Origin of the sequence: Bradyrhizobium sp. I1.14.4, assembly GCF_050435825.1 — a bacterium.
In the GTDB taxonomy this organism is placed as follows: Bacteria; Pseudomonadota; Alphaproteobacteria; order Rhizobiales; family Xanthobacteraceae; genus Bradyrhizobium.
In genome coordinates this window covers 146,964-162,733 of sequence record NZ_JBNDLA010000007.1, presented here as the reverse complement: position 1 = coordinate 162,733, position 15,770 = coordinate 146,964, and the positions used below count along the sequence as shown (strand labels likewise).

Annotated in this window: 14 protein-coding genes; 9 read left to right on the top strand and 5 right to left on the bottom strand. The window is 63.8% G+C overall.

Features of this window, described 5'->3' with window-relative positions:
- Nucleotides 1-56: 56 nt before the first annotated feature.
- On the bottom strand, nucleotides 57-335 hold the full coding sequence (locus tag ABIB78_RS16850; RefSeq protein WP_429026423.1) for a hypothetical protein: 279 nt from the start codon (nucleotides 333-335) through the stop codon (nucleotides 57-59).
- Nucleotides 336-428: 93 nt separating this feature from the next.
- On the bottom strand, nucleotides 429-725 hold the full coding sequence (locus ABIB78_RS16845) for a hypothetical protein (RefSeq protein ID WP_429026420.1): 297 nt from the start codon (nucleotides 723-725) through the stop codon (nucleotides 429-431).
- Between the two features lie 298 nt (nucleotides 726-1,023).
- On the opposite strand from ABIB78_RS16845, the gene ABIB78_RS16840 reads away from it, so the two are divergent.
- The 8 genes from ABIB78_RS16840 (at nucleotide 1,024) to ABIB78_RS16805 (ending at nucleotide 10,907) form a co-directional block, all read left to right on the top strand.
- On the top strand, nucleotides 1,024-2,157 hold the full coding sequence (locus ABIB78_RS16840) for a polysaccharide biosynthesis/export family protein (protein ID WP_429026418.1): 1,134 nt from the start codon (nucleotides 1,024-1,026) through the stop codon (nucleotides 2,155-2,157).
- Between the two features lie 584 nt (nucleotides 2,158-2,741).
- A complete protein-coding gene (locus ABIB78_RS16835) occupies nucleotides 2,742-5,015 on the top strand; it encodes a polysaccharide biosynthesis tyrosine autokinase (RefSeq protein ID WP_429026416.1) in 2,274 nt (757 codons plus the stop codon).
- Between the two features lie 29 nt (nucleotides 5,016-5,044).
- Complete coding sequence (locus ABIB78_RS16830) at nucleotides 5,045-5,803, top strand: methyltransferase domain-containing protein (protein WP_429026415.1); 759 nt, start codon at nucleotides 5,045-5,047, stop codon at nucleotides 5,801-5,803.
- Nucleotides 5,804-5,806: 3 nt separating this feature from the next.
- Entirely contained in the window at nucleotides 5,807-6,922 is a 1,116-nt protein-coding gene (locus ABIB78_RS16825) for a glycosyltransferase family 4 protein (protein ID WP_429026413.1), read from the top strand.
- Entirely contained in the window at nucleotides 6,919-8,211 is a 1,293-nt protein-coding gene (locus ABIB78_RS16820) for an O-antigen ligase family protein (protein ID WP_429026411.1), read from the top strand. The genes ABIB78_RS16825 and ABIB78_RS16820 overlap by 4 nt, the downstream gene beginning before the upstream one ends.
- Nucleotides 8,208-9,527 (top strand): polysaccharide transporter, encoded by a 1,320-nt coding sequence (locus ABIB78_RS16815; protein ID WP_429026409.1) that lies wholly within the window; start codon nucleotides 8,208-8,210, stop codon nucleotides 9,525-9,527. Before ABIB78_RS16820 ends, ABIB78_RS16815 begins: the two co-directional genes overlap by 4 nt.
- Complete coding sequence (locus ABIB78_RS16810) at nucleotides 9,524-10,150, top strand: class I SAM-dependent methyltransferase (RefSeq protein ID WP_429026403.1); 627 nt, start codon at nucleotides 9,524-9,526, stop codon at nucleotides 10,148-10,150. Before ABIB78_RS16815 ends, ABIB78_RS16810 begins: the two co-directional genes overlap by 4 nt.
- Before the next feature lie 85 nt (nucleotides 10,151-10,235).
- Nucleotides 10,236-10,907 (top strand): class I SAM-dependent methyltransferase, encoded by a 672-nt coding sequence (locus ABIB78_RS16805; RefSeq protein ID WP_429026401.1) that lies wholly within the window; start codon nucleotides 10,236-10,238, stop codon nucleotides 10,905-10,907.
- 21 nt (nucleotides 10,908-10,928) lie between these two features.
- Here the strand turns inward: ABIB78_RS16805 and ABIB78_RS16800 are convergent, their stop codons facing one another.
- The 3 genes from ABIB78_RS16800 to ABIB78_RS16790 all read right to left on the bottom strand — a co-directional run bounded on the left by ABIB78_RS16800 (nucleotide 10,929) and on the right by ABIB78_RS16790 (nucleotide 14,369).
- Nucleotides 10,929-11,648: a class I SAM-dependent methyltransferase gene (locus ABIB78_RS16800; protein ID WP_429026398.1), complete on the bottom strand. Its 720-nt coding sequence runs from the start codon at nucleotides 11,646-11,648 to the stop codon at nucleotides 10,929-10,931.
- 8 nt (nucleotides 11,649-11,656) lie between these two features.
- Complete coding sequence (locus ABIB78_RS16795; protein WP_429026395.1) at nucleotides 11,657-12,967, bottom strand: nucleotide sugar dehydrogenase; 1,311 nt, start codon at nucleotides 12,965-12,967, stop codon at nucleotides 11,657-11,659.
- Between the two features lie 79 nt (nucleotides 12,968-13,046).
- Complete coding sequence (locus tag ABIB78_RS16790) at nucleotides 13,047-14,369, bottom strand: glycosyltransferase family 4 protein (protein ID WP_429026393.1); 1,323 nt, start codon at nucleotides 14,367-14,369, stop codon at nucleotides 13,047-13,049.
- A gap of 117 nt (nucleotides 14,370-14,486) precedes the next feature.
- Here ABIB78_RS16790 and ABIB78_RS16785 point away from each other — a divergent pair, with 117 nt between their 5' ends.
- Nucleotides 14,487-15,725, top strand: coding sequence for a glycosyl hydrolase (locus ABIB78_RS16785; protein ID WP_429026392.1), 1,239 nt, complete (start codon nucleotides 14,487-14,489; stop codon nucleotides 15,723-15,725).
- The last annotated feature ends 45 nt before the right edge of the window (nucleotides 15,726-15,770 follow it).

Genomic DNA, 15,770 nt, shown 5'->3' with positions numbered 1-15,770 from the left:
CTCGCCGCGAGGTCAATCGAAATCGGGCACGTCAAATGAGGCAGCGTCGAGCCACGCTAGTGCGGGCGGCGCAGGGCGAGAAGTGGAATCGAGGTGCGAGACCAGAACAGCGGCGCGAATGTGCTCGCGAGATATCCGCCTTGCAGCGACACGACGGCGGTGATCATGAGCAGCATGGTCTCCGGCCATGTGCCTCCGATGGCGGCGAGCAGCGTGAGTTCCACAAGCGCGACCGGGGCCAGCACCAGGCACTGCTGGCGCAACCCGAGAACGGCGCCGCCGATCAAATTACCAACGAAAACAAATAACATAACCAAACCCTGTGCCCGCATCATAGCGGGCCGGGTCCTAAGCAGGGGTTAACCTGATCGTCGCGAATCCGTCGGGCAATGTTCGAATGGCCGGTGATTTTGTTAGTTGATTAACATTCAGAACGGGCGCAGGTCGCCATAGCTATAGGCGGCCCAATAATCGCGGCCGCCGTGCGGCCCGTAGGCGCCGTAGAGCGGCGCGCAGGAGTAACGGTCCGGACAACCGTGCCAGCAAACCCGTTTCCACTGGCAGACGTCGCCATGACAATATTGCAGCCGCTGGCAGTCGCTGCTCGCCCGCTGCACGGCGCGTGGGGCCGGGGAAATGCCCAGCTCAGCGGCGAAAACGCCGGAGCTGCCAAGCAGCAAGGCGACGGTTCCCAATGCGATCGCCAGTGGCTTCATGCGGGCCATCGAACCCTCAATCGGTTAACTCAAACCATCTCATTCACAGATAATCGGAACATCACACCAAATCAAAGCCGGAGTGATGTCGCGCCGGCCATTTTCCTCACGGCGACGCGTCGGTGTCGCTAAATTGCCTCACCTTGCTAACATTCCTTATCAATTGTGGTGCAACATACCGCGGAATCTTGTGATTGTGATAGTCGGCGTGTTACGGCACGGCCGGAGTATTTGTATGTCGCGTGCGAATTTCATTCGAGGAATGTTATTGCTTGCGGCCGCCTGTTGGGTCAGCGGTTGCCATTACATGCCGACCAACGGTCCGACGAGTTCTGATGTCGTCGCCGGGCAGCGGGATCCGGAAAGCCTGCCCTACGCGGTGGTCAAGATCACGCCGCAGGTCGAGAACGTACTGGCGTCGTTCGCGCCGCAACTCGCCGGAGGCATTCAAGGCCCGCCGCCCAAGGACATCCGCTTCGGCATCGGCGATGTCGTCAGCGTCACGATCTTCGAGGCCGCCGCCGGTGGCCTGTTCATTCCGGTCGAGGCAGGCGTGCGTCCCGGCAACTACATCACTCTGCCGAACCAGAACGTCGATACCGATGGCAACATCTCGGTGCCCTATGCCGGCGCGATCCGCGCCAAGAACCGCACGCCGACGGAGGTGCAGCGCTCGATCGTCGATGCGCTGAAGAACCGCGCGATCGAGCCGCAGGCGGTGGTCGCCCTGATCGAGCAGCGCACCTCGCTGATCTCTGTGCTCGGCGAGGTCAACGCGCCGAACCGTTTTCCCGCCAATGCCGCGGGCGAGCACGTGCTCGACGCCATCACGCGCGCCGGCGGCCCGAAAGGGCAGGGCTTCGATACCTGGGTGATGCTCGAGCGGGACGGCAAGCGCACCACCGTGCCGTTCGGCCAGCTGGTCTACGAGCCAAAGAGCAACATCTACGCGCATCCGGGCGACACCATCTATGTCTACCGCGAGCCGCAGACCTTCGTCGCCTTCGGCGCTTCAGGCGCGCAGGGCCAGTTCAATTTCGAAGCGTGGCGCATCTCGCTCGCCGAGGCCGTCGCCAAGGCAGGCGGCCTGAACGATTCGTCGGCCGATCCGGCCTCGGTGTTCGTCTATCGCGGCGAGCTGCCCGAAGTGGCCGCCAAGCTCGGCGTCGACGTCAGCAAATATTCCGGGCCGATCATCCCGGTCGTTTACAACATCAATTTCCGCGATCCGGCCGGCTATTTCCTGGCCACGCGTTTCCAGTTGCGCAACAAGGACGTGCTTTATGCGTCGAACGCGGCGTCGGTCGAGGACGCCAAGCTCATGCAGCAGATCCGCCTCGTGACCGCAACGGTGAACGATCCGATCGTGGCCGCCTACAACGCGACGCTGCTCCGCAACTCGATCAAGTTCGCGACTACGCCGGTGCAAGCCATTCAATGATCGAGTTATCGTTCCGGATCACCGGTTATGTCGTTGTTATGGCGGCCTTGCCGGGGGCGGGCCTGTCACAGTCCTTCTGCTCCAGAGAGGGGGCCGGCAGCGGCCGCAGCGGTCATGGCGCCAGGGTTGTCATTCGGCCCGCCAGTTAACGTTGATTTGGCGGGTCGTGCCGGGGCGGCGGCCGGCAAGGGTATTTAGCAAGGGTATTTAATTGGCGTGATAACTCCGATTATGCTAACGAACTGTTAGTCGTCGTCAGGGAGATGGTTGTGTTCACATTTGAGCGATCCGGCGGCTTTTCCGCGTCGTGTCCCGTGGTGTGGCTCATGTCCGTGTTCGCGGCGCCCGGCGGCGCCGCAAGGGCGCAAGCTCCCGGTGGACAGAGCCGGCTCCCTCAGACGACCGGTGCGAGCACCGGCACGACACGTGTTTCGATATTAACAGTTACTCCCTGAGCAGGCCTCCGATCGGCAATGGCGAACTTTCTGCAGCAACGCGCTTCGGTGTCGGCGGCGGGACGCTTCGAAGGATCATTGGAGGGCGCGAGGGCAGGATGCGTCCTGCCGGCGCGGCGATAGGACGAGATGCTTCAGCGCAATCAGATTTCGCCTTCTGTCGATCTGAGAAATCGTCCGGCTGAACTGCCGTCGCTGGCGGAAACCTTCGACGCCTTCGTCACCTATCTGCTGCGGCAGTATTGGGTCATCCTCGGGACCGCCGGGCTCTGCCTGTTCGGCGGCATCTGCTATCTGATGACGGCGGCGCCGAGCTATACCGCGCTCGCCACGATGATCATCGACACGCGCAAATTTCAGGCCTTCCAGCAGCAATCGCCGGTGAGTGAACTCCCGGTCGATTCCTCGGCGGTCGAGAGCCAGGTCGAAATCCTGAAATCGGAGAACGTGGCGCTCGCGGTGATCCGCGACCTCAAGCTCAACGAGGATCCGGAATTCATCGGCTCGAGGACCGGCGCGGCGGGAGCCGTGCTCGATTTCGTGTCCGGCCTGCTCGCCGGCGGCGCGCCGCCCAACGAGTTCGACCGGACCCGGCGCGCGGTCCGCACCTTCCAGAAGCAGCTCGACGTCCGCCGCCGCGGCATGACCTATGTGATCGAGGTCGGCTTCCGCTCGCTCTATCCCGAACGCGCGGCGCAGATCGCCAACGCCGTCGCTGACGCCTACATCGTCGACCAGCTCGACTCCAAATATCAGGCGACGCGCCGCGCCAGCGTCTGGCTGCAGGACCGCATCCAGGAGCTGCGCACGCAGGCATCCAATGCCGAGCGCGCGGTGCTCGATTACAAGAAGACCAACAACATCGTCACCTCCAGCGGCAAGCTGCTCAACGAGCAACAGCTCGGCGAGCTCAACACGCAGCTGCTCCACGTGAAGTCGCAGGTCACCGACGCCAAGGCCAAGCTTGACCGCATCGAGGCGGTGGTGAAGGGGGGCGTCCCCGATGCGACGGTGGCCGATACCCTGAACAACCAGGTCATCACCAAGCTGCGCTCGCAATATCTCGAGCTGGCCAATCGCGAGGCCGACTGGTCGTCGCGCTATGGCTATAATCATTTGGCCGCCGTGAATCTGCGCAACCAGATGCGCGAGATCCAGTCGTCGATCATGGACGAGCTGAAGCGGCTCGCCGAGAGCTATAAGAGCGACTATGCGATCGCCCTGCAGCGCCAGGACGAGATCGAGCGCGCCGTGAACGACTCGGTGTCGCAGTCGCAGTCCACCAACCAGGCGCAGGTCACGCTGCGCGAGCTCGAGAGCTCGGCGCAGACCTATCGCTCGCTGTACGACAATTTCCTGCAGCGCTACATGGAGAATGTGCAGCAGCAGTCGTTCCCGGTCAGCGAGGCGCGGGTGATTACCCGTGCCTCGCGTCCGCTCAGCAAGAGCCATCCGCAGACCTTCGTGGTGCTTGCGCTCTCGGCGCTCGGTGGCCTGATCGCCGGGCTCGGGCTCGGCGTGCTGCGCGATCTCTATGACCGGGTATTCCGCACCGCCGACATGGTTGAGACCATCCTGGACGCCGATTGCGTCGCGATCGTTCCCCGCATCTCGCCCAGCCAGCTCAAGGCGCTGGTGGCCGGTCGTCCCAACCTGCCGGTCGGCGCGCGCATGATCCAGCGCGGCGATGAGCCGGTGCTGTGGGCCGCGATTGATTCGCCATTCTCGCGGTTCTCGGAAGCGATCCGCTCGATCAAGGTCAATGCGGACCTCAATGTCACCAAGCCGTCAAAGATCCTTGGCCTGACCTCGGCGCTGCCGAACGAGGGCAAGTCGACGCTGGCCTTCGTGTTCGCGCAACTGGTCGCCCAAAGCGGGGCGCGGGTGCTCCTGATCGATTGCGACCTGCGCAATCCCTCGCTCAGCCGCAAGGTCGCCGCGAATGCCGAGCGCGGCATTCTCGACGTGTTGTCGAACAATGCGACATTGCAGGACACGGTGTGGCGCGATCCCGAGACCGGCCTTGCCTTCCTGCCAGGCGCCACACGGTCGCGTATCGCGCATTCGCACGAGGTGCTGGCTTCCGATCAGATGAAGGATTTCATCGACGGGGCCCGCAGCCAGTATGACTACGTGATCGTCGATTTCCCGCCGCTCACGCCGGTGGTCGATGTCCGCATCACCGCGCACTTCGTCGACTCCTTCGTCTTCATCGTGGAATGGGGCAAGACCCAGGTTCAGGTGGTCGAGCGGGCGCTGCGCAGCGCGCGCTCGGTCAACGAGAACTTGCTCGGCGTCGTGCTCAACAAGGCCGATATCGCCGCGATGAGCCGCTATAGCGGCTACGGCGGCAAGAACTACTATTACAACTCGCACTATGGGCGATATGGCTACACCGAGTGAGACGCGCGACCCGGAGCGATAGCCACACCATGACGATGGAATTCAGCGTCGGACAGCACAACGCGCATTATGAGGGCGTCTATTCGGCGCGCGAGCGCGACTGGCGCCGCGTCTGCGCCGTCGACAAGGCCGATCACATCGCCGGCCTGCTCGGTCCCTCCGCCGCCAAGATCGGCAGTGTGCTCGAGGTCGGCTGCGGCACCGGCGCCGTGCTGGCGCGGCTGTCTGCGATCGGCGTCGGCCGCGACTTCACCGGCATCGACGTCATCGATCCCGCGACCAATCTGGAGACCGACGGTGCTGCCGCGGCCCCGTTCCGCTGGTCCAGCTATGATGGTGCAACGATCCCGTTCGCCGACGGGTCGTTCGATCTCGTCTATGCCAGCCACGTCCTGGAGCACGTGCCCGAACCGCGCACATTCCTGCACGAGCTCGCCCGGGTGGCGCGGACCTTCATCTATGTCGAAGTGCCGTGCGAGCTGCACGCGCGGACCAATCGCCGGGCGTTGCAATCGACCCTCGACATCGGCCACATCAATTTCTACACGCCCGACACGTTCCGCCTGGTGCTGGAGACCGCGGGGCTCCATGTCACGGGCTTCGGCACCTATGACCACAGCCCGCCGGTGCACGCATTCCATTCGTCGCGGCTGACGGGGCTCGCGAAGAGCGTCGTGCGGAAGTCGCTGTTGTCGGTCAGCCCGGCGCTCGCGACCAGGCTTGCGACCTATCATTGCGGGGCGCTCTGCCGGCGCGACGAGGCGCCGGTGCCGCCGCCGGACCGATAAGCCATGGCGCCGCGCGTGGTCGTCTTCAACAACATGATCACACCCTACACCAACCGTCTCTACAACGAGCTGGTTGACCGGGGGCTGGATCTCGCCGTGCTGTCCTGTACCGCGCAGGAGGCCGATCGCTTCTGGGCCGGCTCGTTCACGCCGCGCTACACGACGCGCACCGTGCCCGGCGTATCGATCCCGCTGTCGCGGTCGCGTCACACCCATCTCAATGTCGGGATCGGCCGTGCCTTGAACGCGCTCGCGCCCGATCTGCTCTTCGTCAACGGCTTTTATCCCTCGATGTTGGCCGGCGCGGCATGGGCGCGCGCCAACGGCAAGGCGCTCGCGCTGACGATCGACGGCTGGCGCGAGACGATGCCGGATACCGCCTATCACCGTCTGGCGCGGCCCTGGCTGCTGCGGCAGTGCGGCGCGGTCGTGTGCTGCAGCGACAAGGGCAGGGCCTATTTCCGCGATCAGGGCGTTCGCGACGACGATCTGTTCGTGGTGCCACTGGTGCCGGCATGGGAGCCGCCGGACACGGTGCCTGACTTCCACGACCGTCCATTTCATCTACTCTGGTGTGCCCGCATCAATGACGACGCCAAGAACGCGATCTTCTTCGAGAACGTCGCGATCGCGCTCGGCAGGATCTTGCCCGGCCTGAAGGTCCGGGTGGTCGGGTCCGGCACCGCCGAGGGGCGCATGCTGGCGCGGCTTGGCGGCGCCGGAATCGATGTCAGTCACGACAGCTATGTGCCGTGGCAGGCGATATCGGAGATCTACCTGCAATCACGGCTGCTGCTGCTGCCCTCGCTGCTGGAACCGTGGGGGCTGGTGTGCAACGAGGCCCTGCAGTGCGGGGTTCCCTGCCTGGTGTCGCCTCATGTCGGGGCGGGCGGCGAACTGGTCCGCGATCACGAGAATGGCCATGTTTGTGCGCTCGATGAACAAATGTGGGTCGACGCGGCGCGCGGCCTGCTCGAACATCCCGCGCGCTGGGAGGAGATGTCGCAGCAGTCCCGGCGAAGCGTGCGACGAGGCGCGCTTCAGAACGCCACTGCGCGCTTCGCTGCCGCGGTCGATCATCTCTTGAGGGCGCCGGCCCGGCAGGAAGTCTTGCAATGATCGGCAGATGGTGGCTGCGAACCGATGTCTTTCTGCACGCCTATCTGGTGATGGTGCTCGGCTGCATCTATTTCCTGTTCAATTTCATCGAGGGCATCTCGTTCGCGGAAAGAGCCGGCGAATCCACGTTGTTCCGCGGCGCGTGGCTGCTACTCTATGTCCTCCTGACGCTGCACGTTGCGGTCGATCGGAAGCGCTTCGGCCTGCTGATGCTGCGGTCGCATCTTTATCTGACGTTCATTGCCTTCGCGCTGGTGTCGCTGGCGCTGAGTGCCGATCCCGCGGGCTCGTCGATCAAGTTCGCGATGTATCTCCTGACCACGATGTTCTCGGCATGGGTCGTGATCAGTTGTCCCGTCGACCGTCTCGTCGACACGTTGTTCCGGATCGGGATCGTGGTGCTGATCGTTCACGTCCTGCTGTTTCCGGTGATCGGCTCGCAATGGGACTACGACCCGCTGCATCGGCCGACGGTGCTGGGGACCCAGGCCTATGCCGGCGTGTTCGGCCACAAGAATCTCGCGGGCGCCTTCTTCGGTCTTATGGTGCTGATCAGTTTCGTGCGCATGCTGGCGGGGCCGCGGCGGCAGTTCGGCTGGTCGCTGTTGCTGATGGGATGTCATCTATTTGCGCTTGCCGCGGCCGGTGCTGCAGGACCGCTGATCAGCATGTTGACGGCGCTCGCCGTGACTTTCGGGCTGCTGCTGGTGGTGCTCGGGCACAGGGGGGCCGCCTCGGTCTACTGGCTTTGCCTCGCTTTTGTCGCGCTCGTCGTGTTCACTGTGCCGAGCGACGAGTTGTATGGATTGGTCGGCCGCAGTGGAAACCTGACCGGCCGCTCGTTCCTCTGGTCGGTCTGGCCGTACTTCTTCTGGCAACACCCCTGGCTCGGCTACGGCTTCTCAGGGTTCTTCAACGAACTGCCGAACTCGCCTGCGAACGAGCTGACGAGCATGGCGCCCTGGAATACCGAGTTCGGCTCGTTCGAGAATTCCTATCTCGACGCCTTTCTCCAGTTCGGTCTGCTCGGCGGCGTACTCTATGTGCTGCTGCTGGCGCGGGCGTTGTGGAACACCATCGTCTTCACGTTCGAACGGAAAGGGATGTACTGGCTGGCGCCGTTCGCGATGCTGCTGTTCGTCGTGATCGCGTCGGCCAACGACTCGAGCCAGCTGCTGCACAATTATTTCGGCTGCGTGCTGGTGTTCTGGTGCTATTTCGGTCCGGAGACCAGGCTGCAAGTGGCGCCGCGTCGGGCGTTCGCCAGACTGCGTGTGAGTGAGGCGTGAGTGCGTTGACCGACATGTTGGATCGCGTGGCAACCCAGACCAGGGTCGCCGGTGCCGTGAGCGGAGCGCTCCGCCGGCTGCGGCGCGCCGGGGGCAATGTCGGGCTCGGCCTGGTCGACCAGGCGATGCTCAGCGGCTCGGCCTTCGGGCTGACGATCGTGCTGGCCAATGTGCTCGATATCAATGCGTTCGGCAGCTTCAGCGTCGCCTGGTCGTTCTCGATCCTGATCGAGGCGGTGTGTCTGCGCGGTCTGTTCGACGACGGCCTGCCGGCGACCGCGCATCGGATCCCGAAATCGCTATGGGCGCAACTGCGGCTCGGTCTCTATCTGTCGTCGCTGCTGGTCTCGGCTGCGTTTGGCCTGCTGCTGGTGATTGCAGGCTTCGCGATGGTTGCGGTCGGTAGTAGCGCGGGCGGACTGATGATTGCGACCGGGCTCGCAATCCCGGCGGTCCGTCTGCAAAGCATGTTCCGCCGCATCGCCTATCTCGACGGACGGCTGCCGCGCGCAGTCATGGCCTCGCTGACCTACTGCGTGGCGCTCGTCACTTCGGCCGGGCTGATGATCGCCCTCAAGCTCTCCGGCGCTGCTGCGGCGATGACGTGCATCGCGATCTCGGCGGCGATCGCCGGCAACCTGCTACTGGCCTACACAAGCGAACTGGCGTGGCCGCAAACCAGGATCCTTCATGGCTCGCTGCGGCGGCTGTTCAGGAACGGCCGCTGGTTCGTCGCGACCTCGCTCACCTACTGGATCGGCAGCATCGGGCTGATCCCGGTTTGCGCCCTTCTCATCGGGCTGGACGCGAGCGCGTCGCTGCGGATCCTGCTTTTGGTGTTCGCACCGCTCAGCCAATTCTGCGCGACGATGTTTTCGGTGCGCCTGCCGGAAATCGCGGCCGAGCTGCGCGCCGGCAGGCGCAGCGCGGTCGCCGTTGCCGCGCGCGAAAATGCCCTACTGCTCGGTTCGATCGCGGTGGCCTATGGCGCGGCGGTCGTGCTGCTCGGCCAGCGCATTCTCGCGCTTGTGATCCACGGGCAGAGTTACGAGATCGGCACCGGCAGCCTCGCCCTGATGGCCGCTGCGATGGCGCTCGACGCGGTGTGGCTCGGCCTGGCGCTGCCGCTGTTTGCGACCGGCAAGCCGCAGCGATTCATGCTGAGCCGGATCGCCGGCCTCGCTGCGCTGTGCTGCGTCCTGCCGTTCGCGGCAGCGGCTTGGCAGGTGATGGGCGCGGTTGCGGCGATGGTGGCCTCCAGCGCGGCGTCGGTGATAACCGTTGTGCTGACCAATTCGGCGCGGGAGCGGACATGACCGACGATGCACCCGGCCGCTTGCTGCAGCGGCTGCATATCGGCGCCTTCAATTGCGGTATCGAGGGCTGGATCAATACCGACATCACGATGCATCTGTGGATCGCGCGGGTGCCGTTCGCGGCGAAGGCGCTGCATCTCGCCGGCCTGCTGGGCGATGCCCGCTACGCCGAGCACCGCCAAGGCAAGTTCGCCGGGCTCCGCTACATGGATCTGACCAAGCCGCTGCCGTTCGCGGCTGGCAGCCTGTCGGCGGTGTTCAGCGCGCATGTCTTCGAGCATTTGTTTCCCGACGAGGTCGAGCGGTTGGCGCGCGAGATCGCCCGGGTGCTGGCGCCGGGCGGGGTATGCCGCATTGTCGTCCCCGATATGGAGCGAATCGTCGCGCTCTATGATCCGGCCGCGCCGCAGGCCTTCCTCAAAGGCGTGTTCGAGATCGAGCGCCGCAAGGAGGCTGCCTTCGCCCATCATTGGGGCTTTACCCGCGCCTCGCTCGCGGCGCTGTTCCGCGACGCGGGGTGTTCGCAGACCCACACCCGGGCCTATCGCGAGGGCATCTGTCCCGACATCGACCGGCTCGACAACCGGCCGGACGAGTCGATCTTCTTCGAGGCCATCAAGTGAGCGCGACAGGCAAATCGACGCTCAGTTGCGTGAAGGATCGCGCGCGCCGTGCTAGATCGAACCGACCGGTAGCAGGAGACTGACATTGCTGGGCGCAATTCAAGCCCGATTTTCCAGTGCAGCGCGCAAGCGGCGCGGCGAGTTCCTGGTCCGCGCTGTGAACCTGCCGCTCGATGCGAAAATCCTCGATCTCGGCGGCGGGACCGGCCGGCATATTCGCGCGATCCTGCCCCGCCATGCCGACATCACGGTTTGCGACATATCGGCCGAGGATCTGAAGGCTGCGCGCGAGCGTTTTGGCTTCAAGACGGTGCTGCTGCAGGAAACCGAGCGCCTGCCGTTCGACGATCAGGCGTTCGACTTCTGCTTCTGCTCGTCGGTGATCGAACACGTCACCGGACCGAAGCAGGACGTCGTGATGATCGAGAACGACGCGGCCTTCCGGAGTATCGCGCGGGAGCACCAGAACCGCTTTGCGGGCGAGATCTCGCGGGTCGCAAGGTCTTTTTACGTGCAGACGCCGTATCGATACTTTCCGATCGAGAGCCATACCTGGCTGCCCGGCATCATCGTCCTGTTGCCCAGGCGGCTGCAGATCGCGCTAATCGGAGTTTTCAACCGCTTCTGGTTCAAGCGGACCGCGCCGGACTGGCATCTGTTCGACTGGCGCGAAATGACGGAAACGTTTCCGGACGCAAAGATCTATCGCGAACGATATCTCGGCATGACCAAGTCGCTGATGGCGATCAAGGCATGACGCAGGCACCTGCTTGCCGCATCAGTCGTCGCGCCGCGCAAGGATATTGATCAGCGTGCCGACTGCGGGCCGGCGGTCGAGCGCCGGCGGCAGCGGAGAGCCGGCAAAACTGGCACCCAGTATGGTGAGACCGTGTTGTCGCAGCAGGCCCTGCATCGCGGCCGGCGAGGCGTCGAATTTGGAGAAAGCGAGATAGCGGAACAGCGGCCGCGCCGACACGCGCGAAGAGGCCGCATACGCGAGCTTGTAGCTCTGGCGCAGCAGCGATCCACGGTTGGGGATCGAGACCAAGAGCAGCCCGCCGGGCCTGAGCACGCGATGGATCTGGCTAAGGCACTGTGCCACGTCGGGGACGTATTCCAGCACGCTCGCGCAGAGCACGCCGTCGAAGGATCGATCGGCAAACGGCAGGCTGGCGATGGTCGGGATCTGCTGGAACGTGAGCCGTCTGGCCGGCGTGCCGTCGGCGGGGCGGCCGCGTGCGGCCGCAATCATCTCCGACGAGGCGTCGACGCCCGTGACGTCGCAGCCGCGTGCGGCGAGCAGGCGGGAGAGCGTTCCGGTGCCGCAACCCGCATCCAGCCAGCGCTGCCCGTTGAGGTCCGCGTTTCCGAGTAGATCGAACATCGCGGCCGTGCGCGCCCTGAAGGTGCGGCTCTGGTGCAGCGCCTCCCACTCCGACGAAATCTCGTCGTGGAAGCGGATTTCGGGTCGGTCGCGGGTCTGGCCCATGGTGGCCATGGTCATCCCTACCAGTGGAAGCCGCTCACTTTGGCGCGCACCTCGCGGGGCAATCCGATCTCCGACAGTTCGAGCACGACCTGGTCGGGGCGGGTCGCCTTCAGCGCCGCAACGAAGCACGGATCGGCCGTCGTCAGCACAATAATGTCGGCCCATTCGATTGTCGCCGTCACATCGTCATGCAGCAAACCGACCAAATCCGGGTTGCGCATCATGAAGTCCCGGTTGGCGCCGATCAGTTGCGACAGCCGCACGTTGGGGTCGTAGATCCGGATGTCGCGCTGCTCACCGCGCAAGCTTTTGACCAGCTCAACGAAGGGGCTGTCGCGAACATCGTCGGTGCCGGCCTTGAAGCTGATGCCGAGGAAGGCAATGCGGCGGCCCTCATGCGACAGGATCCAGTCGGCGCCGCGCGACATGATCATGTCGTTGCTCGGCAGGATGCTTTCGAGCACCGGCGTCGACAGCCCGCGGCTGTGTGCCAGGTGTTTCAACGCCTTGACGTCCTTGGGCAGGCAAGAGCCGCCGAAAGCAAAACCCGGCCGCAGATAGGCCGGCGAGATGTTGAGCCGCGTGTCCTGCAGGAAGATGTTCATGACGTCGCGTCCGTCGATGCCGAGCGTCTTCGCGATCGTCCCGATCTCGTTGGCAAAGCTGACCTTCAGCGCATGCCAGCTGTTGTCGACATATTTCACCAGCTCGGCGGTCTCGACCGGCGGCGTGATCTTGGCGCCCGGCAGATCCTTGTAGAGCGCCATCACGCGATCGGCGGTTTCCTGATTGAAGGCGCCGACCACGGTCTTGGACGGCGCGTTGAAGTCCGCAATCGCGCTGCCTTCGCGCAGGAACTCCGGATTGAAGGCGAGGTCGAAATCGCGTCCGATCCTGTTGCCGGATGCTTCCTCGATTAGCGGTCCGACGGTGCCGCGGGTGGTGCCGGGCAGCACGGTGGAGCGGATCGTCACGGTATGCGGCGCGTTCTTGGCGCGCAATCCGCGGCCGATCTCGATGGCGACCTGTCGTATGGCGGTCAGGTCGAGGTTGCCATTGCCGGACGATGGCGTGCCGACACAGACCATCGAGATGTCGCTGTTGACGATCGCCTCGGTGGCGTCGGTGGTCGCGGTCAGCTGACCGATTGCAACCGCGCGCGCCACCTTGTCCGAGATGCCCGGCTCGATCACCGGCGATCTGCCTTCGCGGATCAGGTCGACTTTCGCGACGCTCTTGTCGACGCCGATGATCTGGTGGCCAAGTTCGGTGAAGCAGGCGGCGCAGACCGTTCCGACATAGCCCAGGCCGAAAATGCTGACGTTCATGCTTCGACCTTCAACAATCCAGGGACGTGCGACCGGCCGCGGCCGCGTCGCGTTTGACGTGCGTGAGGCGGCAGGGCGTTCAACGCGATGCCCGCCCGGCAGCCGCATTGGCGTTGACGCTGGATGCCTGTGAGGTCGATCGCTCGGCGGCTGCATTCGCGCGCGGGGCGCGGCTCTGCCAGGAAACCTTCGAAGGGACGTTCTTGGCGAACAATGCCTCGTAGGCAGCGAGCAGCTTCGGTTCCTCATGGGTCCAGGACAATTCGTCCTCGATGCGGCTGCGGCCAAATGCACCCATCGTCTGCCGCAATGACGGATCGTCGATCAACGCAATGATCTTGCTGGCAAAATCCTTCGGGTCGTTCTTCGCTGCATAGAGCGAGGCATCGAGCGCCGAGCGGCGGCCCTCGCGGACGTCGAATTGAACGATCGGCCGTCCGAGCGCCATGTATTCCATGATCTTGTTCATGGTGGAGATGTCGTTCATCGGCGTGACGCGGTCCGGATTGACGCAGACGTCGGCGGTCGAGAGCATCGTGAACAGCGCGTCGTCGGCGACGGCGCCGGTGAAGTTCACATAGTCGGAGAGCCGCATCTCCTTGCACAGCTTGACGACTGCACTCCACTCCGGCCCGGTGCCGGCGATGTTGAACTGGATGTCGGTGCGTCCGAGATCGTGCACGATGTGGCCGATCGACTGCAGCAGGAGATCGATGCCTTCCGACTGGCCGATCACGCCGACATAGCCGACGCTGTAGCGCCGGCCGTTGCGCCAGGCCGGATCGGTCGGGCGCGAGCGCACCCGGTCGAGATTGGGGCCGGAGCGCACCACAAAGACGCGATTGGCCGGCATGCCGCCGCGCGTGATCGCGATATCGCGATAGGATTCGTTGGTCGCGATCGAGATGCTCGCCGTCTTGAAGGTGAGATATTCGACCAGCCGCAGCAGATGCCAGAACATGTCCCTGCGGCCGAATTTTGCTTCGTAGAGCTCGGGATTGACGTCGTGATGATCGAACACGAAGCGCTTGCCGCCGAGTTTGAACAGGAGGCCGATCAGGAAGATCAGGTCGGGCGGATTGCAGCCCTGGATCACGTCAAAGCCGTACTTCCACGCGACCCTGATCGCGAGCCACGTTTCCCAGAACAGCGCGACCGGATATTCGATGAGATAGGCGGCGATCCCGCGCGCTTCCACCGGCATCGGATGGCGATAAATGTGAATGCCCTCGAGGCATTCATAGGACGCGTTATGACTGCGGCCCTTCGGGCAGATCACCGAAACTTCATAGCCCGCCTTGCGCAGCGACGTTGCTTCGCACCACACCCTGCGATCGAAAGGAACCGGAAGGTTCTCGACGATGATCAGGATCCGCCGCGGTGATGGTTCAGCTCTCGACATCTGCGATGATCTATACCATTGACCTAACAACATCACAATCCGACTAACATCGGCATTAACATGCGCGGCTTCCATTATGCAATCCCGGCAAGGATGTGACGGCGACGAGACAGGGACATGGCAGGCAAGGTGAGGGATTGGGGCCAAAGGGCATTGATTGCACTGGTTTTGAGCGCGCTCGCGCCGCTGGCCTCCAAATGGCCGCTGCAGTGGAACGGTTCGACGGCAAACGATGCACTCAATGCGAGCCGCGTGAATGCGGTGATCCCGCCGACGCTTTTCGGCATGACGATCAACGCGATCGGGCAGTCGCAGCCATGGCCCGAGCTCAAATTCGACGGCGTTCGGGTGTGGGGCGCGATCTACTGGGCGCAGATCAACCCGGCGCCCGGCATCTATAATTGGGCGCGCTTCGACGCCATCCTCGCGGCGGCGGAGCGCGAGCACGTCGATATCGTTCTCAATCTCGCCTACACGCCGCGATGGGCCGCGTCGGTGAAGGATGCGCCGCCGGCGTTCACGCCCGGTGCAAGCTCGCCGCCGGCCGATCTGGCGTCATGGGATGAATGGGTGCGCGCGGCCGTTGCGCGCGCCGCCGGACGCATCAAATACTGGGAAATCTGGAACGAACCCGAGGATCCCAAATATTACTCGGGCGATATCGCGACCATGGTCCAGATGCAAAAACGAGCCTACGAGATCATCAAGGCCAGCGATCCCAGCTTGATCGTGCTGACCCCGCCATCCAATGGCACACCGGATGGGTATCGTTGGCAACAAGCATTCGTGGCGCAAGGCGGCGGACAATATGCCGATGTCTTCGCTTTCCACGGCTACACGAGCGAACCCGAAGCGGTGCTTGGAATCATTGCGCGCTTCAAGCAGATCCTCGCCGCGCACGATCTGTCCGCAAGGCCGATCTGGGACACCGAGGCCGGCTGGTCGTCCTATGAGGACAATCCGGACGGGTGTCTGGCGCGCGCCTATATCCTGAAATGGATCAGCGGCGTCGACCGGTTCTATTGGTATGAGTTCGCCGGCGGCGGCAGCGACTTTGGAAAATTATGGGACCCGGCGCGCGGGCTGCTGCCGAGCGGAGTGGCTTACCGTACGGTCCAGTCATGGTTGGTTGGCGCCAGCGTCGTGACCGCTTCGCGGACGTCACCGTCGACTTGGCGCGTCGAGCTTCGCATGCAGGATGGCCGCAACGGCTTGATCCTCTGGACCACCAAGGGCCGGTCCTTTTACCGGGTCGACCCGCGTTTCAGCCGTTACCAGGGCCTCGACGGTGGCGAAGGACCTGTCGCAAACGGCGAGGTCGAAATCTCGCCCAAACCGGTTCTGTTGCTGGAATGATAACGATGTTATTTCGCGAGCAATGAGATAACTATGACGATGTTC

Excerpts from the sequence above, each read along its gene's own strand:
- ABIB78_RS16820 (WP_429026411.1), top strand. The coding sequence starts at position 6,919 with ATGATCGGCAGATGGTGGCTGCGAACCGATGTCTTTCTGCACGCCTAT.
- ABIB78_RS16835 (WP_429026416.1), top strand. The coding sequence starts at position 2,742 with ATGCTTCAGCGCAATCAGATTTCGCCTTCTGTCGATCTGAGAAATCGT.
- ABIB78_RS16785 (WP_429026392.1), top strand. The coding sequence starts at position 14,487 with ATGGCAGGCAAGGTGAGGGATTGGGGCCAAAGGGCATTGATTGCACTG.
- ABIB78_RS16825 (WP_429026413.1), top strand. The coding sequence starts at position 5,807 with ATGGCGCCGCGCGTGGTCGTCTTCAACAACATGATCACACCCTACACC.
- ABIB78_RS16800 (WP_429026398.1), bottom strand. The coding sequence starts at position 11,648 with ATGGCCACCATGGGCCAGACCCGCGACCGACCCGAAATCCGCTTCCAC.
- ABIB78_RS16830 (WP_429026415.1), top strand. The coding sequence starts at position 5,045 with ATGACGATGGAATTCAGCGTCGGACAGCACAACGCGCATTATGAGGGC.
- ABIB78_RS16850 (WP_429026423.1), bottom strand. The coding sequence starts at position 335 with ATGATGCGGGCACAGGGTTTGGTTATGTTATTTGTTTTCGTTGGTAAT.
- ABIB78_RS16795 (WP_429026395.1), bottom strand. The coding sequence starts at position 12,967 with ATGAACGTCAGCATTTTCGGCCTGGGCTATGTCGGAACGGTCTGCGCC.
- ABIB78_RS16790 (WP_429026393.1), bottom strand. The coding sequence starts at position 14,369 with ATGTCGAGAGCTGAACCATCACCGCGGCGGATCCTGATCATCGTCGAG.
- ABIB78_RS16845 (WP_429026420.1), bottom strand. The coding sequence starts at position 725 with ATGGCCCGCATGAAGCCACTGGCGATCGCATTGGGAACCGTCGCCTTG.
- ABIB78_RS16810 (WP_429026403.1), top strand. The coding sequence starts at position 9,524 with ATGACCGACGATGCACCCGGCCGCTTGCTGCAGCGGCTGCATATCGGC.
- ABIB78_RS16840 (WP_429026418.1), top strand. The coding sequence starts at position 1,024 with ATGCCGACCAACGGTCCGACGAGTTCTGATGTCGTCGCCGGGCAGCGG.